This window comes from Alphaproteobacteria bacterium HT1-32 (genome assembly GCA_009649675.1).
GTDB lineage: Bacteria > Pseudomonadota > Alphaproteobacteria > Rhodospirillales > HT1-32 > HT1-32.
This window is the reverse complement of the sequence record WJPL01000002.1, coordinates 85964-97181: the sequence shown is the minus strand read 5'-3', so window position 1 is coordinate 97181 and position 11218 is coordinate 85964. Positions and strand designations below refer to the sequence as shown.

Below are 11218 nucleotides of genomic sequence, written 5' to 3'. Positions count from 1 at the left end.
TCAGCCCTCCTTCGAGCGTTTGAGACGTGGATCGACCGCATCGCGCAGACCGTCACCCAGCAGGTTCAGCGACATCACCGCCAGCAGAATACAGATACCCGGAAACAGGCTCATCCAGGGGGCCTGAAAGATATGTTCAAAACCTTCCCGGATCATACCGCCCCAGGTTGGTGTTGGCGGGCGCACCCCGAGGCCCAGAAAGCTGAACCCGGCCTCGATCATGATCGCATTGGCGGTCCAGAGCGATGCCATCACCAGAATCTCAGCCAGAATGTTCGGCACGATATGCAGCAGCATGATACGCAGATCGGAATAGCCCATCGCGTGGCAGGCCTCGATATAGGCGCGCTCCTTGATGGCGATGGTCGGTGCCCGGGCAATACGGGCGAATTTCGGCACCAGCGTTGCGGTGATCGCGATGATGACATTCGGCAGGCTGGGCCCGAGCAGGGCCACGATGATGATGCCCATGATCAGCGTCGGGAAGGACAGCATGACATCCATCACCCGCATGATGACTGTGTCTGTCATCCGCCCGAAATAACCGGCGATCACCCCCAGGGATCCGCCGATCACCAGACCGAGCAGAACCGATATCACCCCCACCAGCAGCGATACCCGCGCCCCGTAAAGCGCACGCGAGAACAGATCACGGCCATACTGATCGGTGCCAAACAGATGCTCGGCAGAGGGCGGCTTCATGCGGCTCATGATGCTCTGGTCAATCGGATCGAAGGGCGCGAGAACCGGTGCACCGAGAGCCAGAATGGCCAGCACCATGAACAGGCCCAGACCAACCCATGACAGCTTGTTGTGATTGAAGGCACCGACCAGCGCACGAAACACCGGGGATCCGCTGACCGGGGCCAGTGGCTCATCTGCGACGGGCTGGCTCATGATCGTTTCACCCGCGGGTCGATAACACTGTAAGACAAGTCTGTGGCGAGGTTCACAACCACAATAATCAGCGCATAAATCACCAGCAGCCCCTGCACCATCGGATAGTCCCGGTTATCCAGTGACCCGATGATAAGCGAGCCCAGACCGGGGCGCGTAAATACGGTTTCGATCAGCACCGAATTGCCGATGATCAGCGCAAAATACAGACCGATGATGGTCACCACCGGGATCAGCGCATTTCGGAGCGCGTGACGAATGACGATAATCGACGGCGGCGCCCCCTTGGCACGGGCGGTCCGCACATAGTCTTCCCCCAGCACTTCCAGCATGGAGGAACGGGTTGCCCGGGTCATCATCGCCATCAGCGACAGCGCACCGGTCAGCGCCGGCAGGACCAGCTCGTTGATCCGCCCTGAAAATCCGGCCGAATTTCCGGAACTGATGACCGGGAACCAGCGGAAATGGACGGCAAAGGCCAGGATGAGAAGAATGGCCGTAAAGAAAACCGGTATGGAGAAGCCGATCAGCGAAACGATGCGGGTGATATAATCCAGCAGCCGGTTGCGATAGAGCGCCGAGAGCACGCCCAGCGGGATGCCGACAACACTGCCGATGATGATCGACGCGAAGGTAAGTTCCAGCGTGAACGGCAGCACCCGGAGAATTTCACCCAGAACAGGCCGCCCGAACACCAGCGATGTGCCGAAGTCGCCCTGAAAGATACCCAGCAGGAAATCGAAATATTGCTGGCTGACCGGCAGGTTCAGACCCAGCCGCTCCCGTAGGGCCTCGATCGCCTCCGCCGTCGCAATATCACCGAGGATGGCATAGGCCGGGTCACCCGGCAGGGTGCGCATGGCGAAAAAAATCACCGTCAGCACCGCAAGGATGGTCGGAATAGAAAACAGCAGACGGCGCGCAATGAAGAATGTCGTCGGGTTGCGCGCCGCCAGTTGTCTCAAAGTCATATATCTTCAGCCCCGACCTTCAGCTTCTGATGACACAATCAGCGGGTGATCGTGGTCTTTTCGGTGATCGGGGGTCCGAGATTGAGCGTACCCGTCAGATCGTAGCCGTAATCCAGCGTCGCACGGCGACCCCAGACCTGCTGCAGTTCAAAGATCGGCACAACACAGGCCGCTTCCATGATCTTGACTTGAGCCGCCGCCCAACTGGCAGCCTGTGCCTTCGGATCAGCCGCAGACCGGGCTGCGTCCAGTTCTGCATCGGCAACATTGCAATGCGAGAAGTTGGTCTGAGCCGTCGTCGTGCCGACGATCGAGCCGGAATGGAAGAACGGTGTCAGGATGGCGTCGGCCTGCGGGAACGGTGCCGCGCCGTAAATCACCAGCGGGCTTTCATTCTTGCGGATCAGGGCATGCCAGGCGCGGTGATCGATGAAGTCCACCTCCAGCGTGATACCCACCCGGCGAAGCTGTTCCATGATCAGTTCAAACGGCACTTTCAGGCTGCCGATCTTCGTGGTCGGAACCTTGATGGTCAGGCCATCCGGATAACCGGCTTCGGCCAGCAGGGCCTTTGCCTTGTCCTGATCGAAGTCATACATCGGGACGTCCGTGGTCTGACCAAGGAAGCCACTCGGCACCGGGCTGCGAAGCTGGCGGGTGATGTCCTTGCCGATCAGCGCCTGGAATTCGTCCCGGTTGATGGCATGTTCGATGGCCTTGCGAACCCGGATGTCATCCAGCGGCTTGACGCTCTGATTCAGATGCAGCATCCGCGACTGGCTCGGTGCAAAGATATCAATTTCAATGCTGTCGCCATACTGGCCGCGCATACGATCCACCCAGTCCTGCTCGCGACGGCCATAGAACAGGTCAATTTCGCCAGAGGCAAAAGCCAGTTCACGGGCATTATCCGAGGGAATGTAGCGGTAGTTGATCTGGTCGATCTTCGGCTTGCCGCGGAAATAACCCGCATGGGCCGACAGCACGGTCTGATTCTTCGGTGTGTAGCTTTCGAACTGGAACGGGCCCGTGCCGATCATCACCGCCTTGACGTCACTGCCAAGTTCCTCAGCCGCCTTCTTGCTGATAATCAGCCCCCCTGACGGGTCAGCCAGGATACCTTCAAAGGTCGGAACGCGGTCTGACAGCGTGATTTTCAGTGCATGACTATCGATCTTCTCGATCCCTGAAATCACCCCGAAGGTTTTTGAAAAGCCGGATGTTTTCGGGTCGCGTGCCTTGTCGAGTGAATAGATCACATCATCGGCCGTCAGTTCGCCATAGCCATGATGGAACTGGACACCCTTCTGCAGGGTGATGGTCCAGACCAGACCATCCGGCGAACCTTCGACAGATTCCGCCAAATCCAGTTCAATATCTTTCGGGTCCATGCTGCCCGGTTTAAAGCGCATCAAACTGTTAAAGACATAGCCGAACAGCGCCCGGTCCTGACCGCCACCGGAAAGATGCGGATCAAGTTTATTCGCGTCTGCGCCAAATGCGCCAACGTTCAAAATGCTCTGTGCCTGTGCCGGCGCTGTAACAAGCAATGCCAGCGCCGTTGCCGCAGCAACGCCCAATGTCCTGAATTTCATGATGACCCCTTCCTGAACCATACCGTCACACGACCCGCAGGCCGTAACCGAAGGACAGGCTAAAGCTATTTGGAGACGCGGCCAAATCAAATGTTCTTAGGTTAAGTCATTTCGAAGAATTCCATGACCAATACGTCTTATTATTACACTCAACAACGTCATCGACATCTCGTTTGATCCCGCAGATCACGAACCTGCAGGCACACCCAACAGGGGTCAGCACTGAAAGAAAACGAACCATATTTCAAAATTTAATTGTTATTTTGACTGAAAAAGAAAATAAACGCGCCTATATATGGGTTATACGAAGAAATTCGAAAGCTTTTGCGCATGGCTGTTTCACCCCGGCAATCCGAGATCATCCGGCTGGCCCGGCTTGAGGGGCACGTCGAGGTTGAGTCGCTCGCGACAGACCTTGAGGTTTCACCCCAGACAATCCGAAAAGATCTCAATGACCTCTGTGAAGGCGGGCTGTTGCAGCGCATTCATGGTGGTGCCGTCTACCCGTCCGGTGGCGTCACCAACTATGCCTATGATTCACGGCGGATACTGGCAGCAGAAGCCAAGCGCGAGATTGGTGAACGCTGTGCGAAGCTGATTCCGGACAACAGCTCCGTCTTGCTCAATATCGGGACAACAACGGAACAGGTCGCCGCTGCCCTCTGCCGGCATCAGGGGCTGATGGTCGTCACCAACAATATCAATGTCGCGAACATCCTCCGGGGCTCTCCTTCGTCAGAGGTCATCATTGCCGGCGGTATCGTGCGCCCTGCCGATGGCGGCATCGTGGGTGAAGCAACCGTTGACTTCATCCGCCAGTTTCGCGTCGATTTCGCAATTATCGGCGCCTCGGCGATCGATGAAGACGGGGCGATTCTGGATTACGACTATCGCGAAGTCGTGGTCTCGCAACAGATCATCAAAAGCGCCCGCAAGACCATTCTGGTTGCAGACCGCATGAAGTTCGAACGAACCGCGCCGGTTCGCATCGCACATATGTCTGACATCTCGACCTTCGTGACCGACCAGCCCCCTCCTGCCGCCGTGCAGGAGATTTGCGACAATCATGATGTGACCATCAGTGTCACAAACACAGGACGCATACCCGATGCCTGACACACAGACTGACGTCGATATTTTCATCATCGGTGGCGGCATCAACGGCTGCGGCATTGCCCGCGACGCCGCAGGGCGCGGCTTCCGGGTGGCTGTCGCCGAAATGAATGATCTGGCCAGCGGCACATCAAGCTGGTCGACCAAGCTGGTGCATGGCGGACTGCGCTATCTTGAACATTACGAATTCCGGCTGGTACGCGAAGCCCTGAAAGAGCGTGAAGTGCTCTGGAAAATGGCACCGCACATTATCTGGCCGCTGCGGTTTGTCCTGCCCCATCACAAGGATCTTCGCCCGGCCTGGCTGCTGCGGCTTGGCCTGTTCATTTATGACCATCTGGGCGGTCGCAAACTGCTGCCAGCGACCCGCACCCTCGACATGACCCGGGATATTACCGCACAGCCTCTGAAACCGCTCTTCTCCAGAGGTTTCGAATATTCGGATTGCTGGGTCGATGACGCCCGGCTGGTCGCCCTGAACGCGCAGGACGCGGCAGACCGGGGAGCACAGATACGAACCCGGACGAAAGTCACTTCCGCCCGCCGGGAAAATGGCATGTGGAATATCCACACACTGGACCGCGCCACCGGCACTGAAACCGTCACCACCGCACGGCTGCTGGTCAATGCGTCCGGCCCCTGGGTTGATCAGGTGCTGTCGGGCGCTGCCGGCTGGGACAAGGCGCAGAATGTGCGTCTGGTACAGGGCAGTCATATTGTCGTTCGGAAAATGTTCGACCATGACCGCTGCTACATCTTTCAGAATGCTGACGGGCGGATCATTTTTGCCATTCCGTACCAGCAGGACTTCACGTTGCTGGGAACCACTGACCATGATTTCAGCGGCGACCCTGCCAAAGCCGCCATCACGGCAGAGGAGACCGACTATCTTTGCCGGGCCGCCAGCGATTACTTCCGGCAGGCCGTCACCCCCGATGATATCGTCTGGACCTATGCCGGTGTCCGGCCGCTGTTTGATGACGGTGCCTCAAAAGCACAGGAAGCCACCCGCGACTATGTGCTGCGGGAAGAAGGCTCTACCAGCGAGGGCATACTGATCAACATTTTCGGCGGCAAGATCACCACCTATCGCCGACTGGCTGAATCTGTTCTGGAAAAAATCGAGCAGGCACTGGGACAGCGCCAGCCCGCCTGGACAGCAACAAGCACCCTGCCCGGCGGCGATTTTCCGGCAACCGGGTTTGAGGCACTGCATCGGGATTTCATGACCTCCTTCCCGTTTCTGGAACCGGACCATGCCCGCCGTCTGCTGCGGCAATATGGAACAAATGCCCGGACAATCATCGGTGAAGCCCGGTCAGCAAGTGATCTCGGCCAGCATTTCGGGGCTGATCTTTATCAGGCAGAAGTCGACTATCTGACGGCCCGTGAGTGGGCGAGAACCGCAGAGGACATTCTGTGGCGCCGGACAAAGCTTGGCCTGATAACCGATGAAGCCGACCATATTCGGCTGCAGGACTATCTCAGCCAGCGTGAACAGCTATCGGTATCCGGCAGGATGGCAGCAAACTGAACATTTGGATTCTACCGGCCTTCGGTTATATCTAGCGCCATGAGATACAACCGGATTTTACCCTTGGTTCTGGGCCTGACCCTCACCGCAACGGTTTGTCCTGCCGCGGAGACAGTGACTGTGTTTGCTGCCGCCAGCATGACCAATGTGGTCGAAGAGGTCATCAGCCGCTTTCCGGACAGCAGATCAGGCGGGATACGCAGTTCTTTTGCCGCTTCCTCAACACTGGCCCGGCAGATAGAAGCGGGCGCGCCCGCCTCGGTCTTTATCTCCGCCAATTCAAAATGGATGGACTATCTTCAGGACCGCAAGCTGATCGACCCCGCCACACGCCAGACGCTGGCCACCAACCGGCTGGCTGTCATCGGCGCGGCAAGTGAGAGTGCAGAACAGATAAACCTGGAGAGACCACAGCCCTTTGCGGCGCTGCTTGGTGACCGGGGTCGGATGGCGATCGGCGATCCCGCCCATGTTCCCGCCGGCATTTATGCCCGTCAGGCGCTGGAGAGGCTGGGATTGTGGAACGATGTCAGCAACCGGCTGGCGCTGACCGACAATGTACGCGGCGCCCTGACACTGGTTGCACGGGGTGAAACGCCGGTCGGGATTGTCTACGCGACCGATCTGGCTCTTACAGAACAGGTACGTGTCCTGACCATGCTGCCCCATAGCTCGCATGAGCCGATCCTTTATCCCGTCGCCCTCGTCACCGGTGGCATATCGGATCAGGCAAAAGAGTTTCTGTCTTTCCTGACCGGACCGGAAGGTGCCGCAATTCTGCGAAAACACGGTTTCCGGGAAGCAGGCGGACAGTGAGTTTCACCCTGTCAGATGCGGAAATCGAGGCGGTCCTCCTGAGCCTCAGGATTTCGCTGATCGCTGTCCTCGTTGCCCTGCCCTTTGCCATAGCCGTGGCCTGGCTGTTATCCCGCCACCGGTTCCCCGGCCGGTCCGTGCTGGACGCCATCGTACATATGCCCCTTGTTCTGCCGCCGGTTGTCATGGGTTACCTGCTGCTGATCACCTTTGGTGCCCGGGCACCGCTGGGCCGGTGGTTGCTGGAGACCTTCGATATACGGCTGGTGTTCAGCTGGACCGGGGCCGCACTGGCTGCTGCGATCGTCACCTTTCCGTTTCAGGTCCGCGCCATCCGGCTGGCGATGGAGGCGATTGACCCCGGACTGACACAGGCGGCGGAGACCCTCGGCGCCAACGCCTGGGACCGGTTTATCAGCATCATCCTGCCGCTGGCGGCTCCGGGTATTCTCGCTGGTGCCATCACTGCCTTTGCGGCCAGCCTTGGTGAATTCGGGGCAATCATCACCTTCGTCTCGAACATCCCCGGTGAAACACGAACCCTGCCGCTGGCCATCTATACCGCGATCCAGACACCGGGCGGAGAGGAAGCCGCCGCCAGGCTGGCAATCATGGCCATCCTTCTGGCCTTTGCCGGGCTGTTCCTGTCGGAAGTCGCCGCACGGAAATTACGGGCGATTGTCGGGCGATGAGCATCACCGTCCGCTTTCGCCATGAATTCCCCGGCTTTTCCCTGAACGCGGCCTTTGAGGCCGGTTCAAACGGTGTCACCGCACTGTTTGGCCCCTCCGGATCCGGCAAGACCAGCTGTATCAATGTGATTGCCGGACTGCTGTCACCTGCGGAGGGCTTTGTCTCGGTTGATGACGAGGTTCTGCTCGATACCAGTCGGGGCTATAATCTTGCCGCCTCACGACGCCGGGTTGGCTATGTGTTTCAGGATGCCCGCTTGTTCCCTCACCTCTCGGTCAGTGGCAATCTCGACTATGCTGCTCGGCGCGCAAGACCACGACCAGAAAGCCTCGAACGCGCCGCCATCATTGATATGCTGGGACTCGGGCATCTGCTGGACCGCCACCCCCGTTTGCTGTCCGGTGGTGAAAAGCAACGTGTTGCCCTGGGCCGGGCCCTGCTGACCTCACCAAGGGTGCTGCTGCTGGATGAACCACTGGCGGCACTGGATCAGGGCCGCAAGGCGGAAATCCTGCCCTATCTGGAAACCCTGCGGGATGAACGGCGGATGCCGATCATCTATGTCAGCCATGCCATTGACGAGGTCGCACGGCTGGCGGACGATATCGTGCTGCTGAATGACGGCGGGGTTGCTGCCGCCGGACCTGTAGAAGACGTGCTGTCACGGCTCGACCTGTTTCCGCTGACCGGCCGGTTCGAAGCGGGTGCCGCACTGCGCGCCACGGTCGCGACACAGGACAGGCAAACCCAGATGACAGAGGCCCGGTTTTCCGGCGGGTCGATCTGGATACCGGGACTGGCCGCCACCATCGGTCAGTCGTTGCGGCTGCGTATCCGCGCCCGCGATGTCATGCTGGCCAGAACTGAACCGGATGCCATCAGTGCCAATAATATTCTGGCCGCCACGATCACCGAATTCCGCGAAGAACCCGGCCCTTATCTTGATGTCCGGCTGGCCTGTGGTGACAGCTTCCTGCTGGCCCGCATAACCCGCATGTCCCGCGAACGACTGTCGCTGAAACCGGGCGACCGGGTGTTTGCCGTCATCAAATCCGTCAGCATCGAACGGGCGACATCTGAGCGTACAAAAGCCTGACCCCGCCTTCGCCATCCCGGACCCGGAAGACGAAATCACGCTGAACCCGCACCAAGGTCCAGAACTTCACCACCTGCGGCTTCTGCATCTTCTGCATCGTGGGTCACCAGAATGGCTGGCAGGCCCGCCGCTTTCAGCCGGCCGAAGACAAGATCGCGCATTTCACTGCGCAGCCCGGCATCAAGTTTCGAGAAAGGTTCGTCCAGCAGCACCGCATGGGGATCCGACAGCAACAGACGCATCAGCGCGATACGGGACCGTTCCCCGCCTGACAGGGTGGCCGGATCGCGGTCTTCAAAGCCACCCAGTCCAATATCCTGCAGGGCCATCAGAACACGTGACTTCCGGTCGCGGACTGATGCCGGCAGACCGAACCGCAAATTGCCCGCGACGGAAAGATGGGGAAACAGCAACGGATCCTGAAACAGCAGGCCGATATGCCGTTGCTCAATGGGAAGCTCCGTGATGTCCCGCTCGTCCAGCAAGATGGCACCCTGCGTCACAAATACCGGGTCGATGAAGCCCGCGACCATTGCCAGCAGGGTTGATTTCCCGACACCGGACGGTCCCATGACCGTATAGACCTCGCCCGGACCAATCCGGGTATCCGCCGCCAGCAACAACTGACCTTCTTTTCGTATCTCGATATTCTGCAGGGTCAGGTGATGGCTCATAAGGCGGCGTCTCTCAGATCACGTCGGTTTCGGTAGAATAATCGTGGCAGCATCAGGGCCAGGGCAAAACCGACAGCAGGCACCAGTGCCTGAACCAGCGCCCAGACGCCAATGATCCGACGACTGCCCCCGGCGGCAAGAGCCACCGCTTCCGTGGTCACGGTCGGCACCCGTCCGGCACCCATCAGTTGCGTCGGCAAATACTGTCCGACACTGACCGCCAGTCCGATGGCGACAGCCGTCAGACAGGGAGCCAGCAGCATCGGCAGACGCACCCGCCAGAAAGCACCGTTCGGACCAGCCCCCAGGGTGCGGGCAACCATGACCCAGCGCGGATCAAGCTGACGGTAGGATTCGGACAGAGAAAGATAGACATAAGGCAGCACGAAGATCACATGCCCGGCGACCACCAGTGCCAGCCCCGGACGAAAACCGATTGCTTCAGCCCCCGTCACGATACCAAACAGGAAGGCGATCTGCGGCACGATCAGCGGCAGATAGAGAATGCGCATCGCCGCCTGACCACTGGGCCGTGCCCGCCTGACCTCGTTCTCCAGTGAGGCCATCACCAGAACAACGGAAATGGCCGTCGCCAGAAAACCAACGGTAAAGGTAACGCCAAGAGCCTGAAAGACACCCGGCCCGGCCCGGTTCCATTGCCGGAGGCTGAAAGCCTGCGGCAGGGCATCGGGAAACCGCCAGAAGCCGGCGAAGGAATTGATCACCAGTGCCACGACACCTGCCGCCGCCAGTATCACCGCGAGACAGATCAGCGTGATACCAAGGAAGCGAAGCAAAGAATCACAAAATACCCTTGCCCCCCGTTCGATCCAGCAGCGCACACAATAGCCGACAAGCCGTTCCGCAAGCCACCAGAGGCCCATGGCAAGGCCGGTCACCCCAAGCTGGAGGACCGCCCCGGCAGAGGCCAGAAAGCGCATTTCCAGCATCGGGTCGTGGAACCAGCGGATGATCGAGACAGCCAGCGTCGGCGGGTTTGTCGGCCCCAGAATCAGCGAGACATCAACCACCGATGACGAGAAGGCTATGACCGCATAGACCGGCAAACGGATCAACGGGTACAGGCTGGGGGCGACTGCTTTCAGCCAGGCGGTGACCGGACGATAGCCCAGCGACCTCGCCACCGCGACCCGCCGGGCGGGATCAATCTGCGGCAGGGCCGCCAGACTCATCAGCAGCAGAAACGGGATTTCCTTGACCACCAGCCCCAGCATCATCGACAGCCCGAGCGTATCATGGACAATCAGCAGGTCAGCCGGTCGCTCCCACCCGGTCGCCCAGGGCGACAGAAAACGGGCAATCAGGCCGGATGGCGCAATCAGGAAGGCAATTCCGAAAGCCGCCGCCGCATGCGGCATGGAGAGCAGTGGCGAGACGGCGCGTCGTACCCATTGATAGACCCGCCCGTTCCCCGCACCGGCGAGAAACAGCATCACCACCGTCAGGGCAATGGCCGTCGTGGCAAGACCGGCCAGCAGGCTGACGACCACCGACATTCCGATACCCGGCTGTGCCGCCAGCTGACGCCATGGCTCCAGTGAAAGGCTGTCGCCGCCCAGAACCGGCAACCAGCCGAATGCGGGCAAAACCACACCCACCAGTCCAAACAGCACAGGGGCTGTCAGAAAAACAATAGCAACAGCCGGAGCCAGCCGGATCATGAAGAGAATCCGGAAGGCCGGATGGTAATCTCATCTGAACTCATCGAGCTGGACTTTCCCCTTTGCGACCGCCCAGAGGTAGCGACCCCGACCCTCCCGGTACAATAACAATACCGCGAGAATTCGATAACCGCAGCCGCTACTTAA

General features: G+C 59.4%; 10 protein-coding genes. 5 read left to right on the top strand and 5 right to left on the bottom strand.

The genetic code is table 11. The features are described 5' to 3' along the window. From GH722_12015 to GH722_12005, 3 genes are read right to left on the bottom strand one after another with little or no spacing between them, the layout of a single operon-like run. Entirely contained in the window at positions 1-897 is an 897-nt protein-coding gene (locus GH722_12015) for an ABC transporter permease subunit (protein MRG72485.1), read from the bottom strand. After that, a complete protein-coding gene (locus tag GH722_12010) occupies positions 894-1868 on the bottom strand; it encodes an ABC transporter permease subunit (protein MRG72484.1) in 975 nt (324 codons plus the stop codon). The genes GH722_12015 and GH722_12010 overlap by 4 nt, the downstream gene beginning before the upstream one ends. 38 nt (positions 1869-1906) lie before the next feature. Next, entirely contained in the window at positions 1907-3466 is a 1560-nt protein-coding gene (locus GH722_12005; protein MRG72483.1) for a polyamine ABC transporter substrate-binding protein, read from the bottom strand. Between the two features lie 327 nt (positions 3467-3793). Here GH722_12005 and GH722_12000 point away from each other — a divergent pair, with 327 nt between their 5' ends. Genes GH722_12000 through modC form a run of 5 tightly spaced genes read left to right on the top strand, consistent with a single transcriptional unit; the run spans position 3794 to position 8715 of the window. Continuing rightward, positions 3794-4579 (top strand): DeoR family transcriptional regulator, encoded by a 786-nt coding sequence (locus GH722_12000; GenBank protein MRG72482.1) that lies wholly within the window; start codon positions 3794-3796, stop codon positions 4577-4579. Next, a complete protein-coding gene (locus GH722_11995; GenBank protein ID MRG72481.1) occupies positions 4572-6110 on the top strand; it encodes a glycerol-3-phosphate dehydrogenase in 1539 nt (512 codons plus the stop codon). The genes GH722_12000 and GH722_11995 overlap by 8 nt, the downstream gene beginning before the upstream one ends. 39 nt (positions 6111-6149) lie before the next feature. Continuing rightward, positions 6150-6926, top strand: coding sequence for a molybdate ABC transporter substrate-binding protein (gene modA, locus GH722_11990; GenBank protein ID MRG72480.1), 777 nt, complete (start codon positions 6150-6152; stop codon positions 6924-6926). Then, positions 6923-7618, top strand: a complete 696-nt coding sequence (gene modB, locus GH722_11985) for a molybdate ABC transporter permease subunit (protein ID MRG72479.1) — start codon at positions 6923-6925, stop codon at positions 7616-7618. The genes modA and modB overlap by 4 nt, the downstream gene beginning before the upstream one ends. After that, entirely contained in the window at positions 7615-8715 is a 1101-nt protein-coding gene (gene modC, locus GH722_11980) for a molybdenum ABC transporter ATP-binding protein (GenBank protein ID MRG72478.1), read from the top strand. The genes modB and modC overlap by 4 nt, the downstream gene beginning before the upstream one ends. A 35-nt stretch (positions 8716-8750) precedes the next feature. Here modC and GH722_11975 read toward each other — a convergent pair whose 3' ends face one another. Next, complete coding sequence (locus GH722_11975) at positions 8751-9389, bottom strand: ATP-binding cassette domain-containing protein (protein MRG72477.1); 639 nt, start codon at positions 9387-9389, stop codon at positions 8751-8753. Continuing rightward, positions 9386-11071, bottom strand: coding sequence for an ABC transporter permease subunit (locus GH722_11970; protein ID MRG72476.1), 1686 nt, complete (start codon positions 11069-11071; stop codon positions 9386-9388). The genes GH722_11975 and GH722_11970 overlap by 4 nt, the downstream gene beginning before the upstream one ends. Positions 11072-11218: the final 147 nt, after the last annotated feature.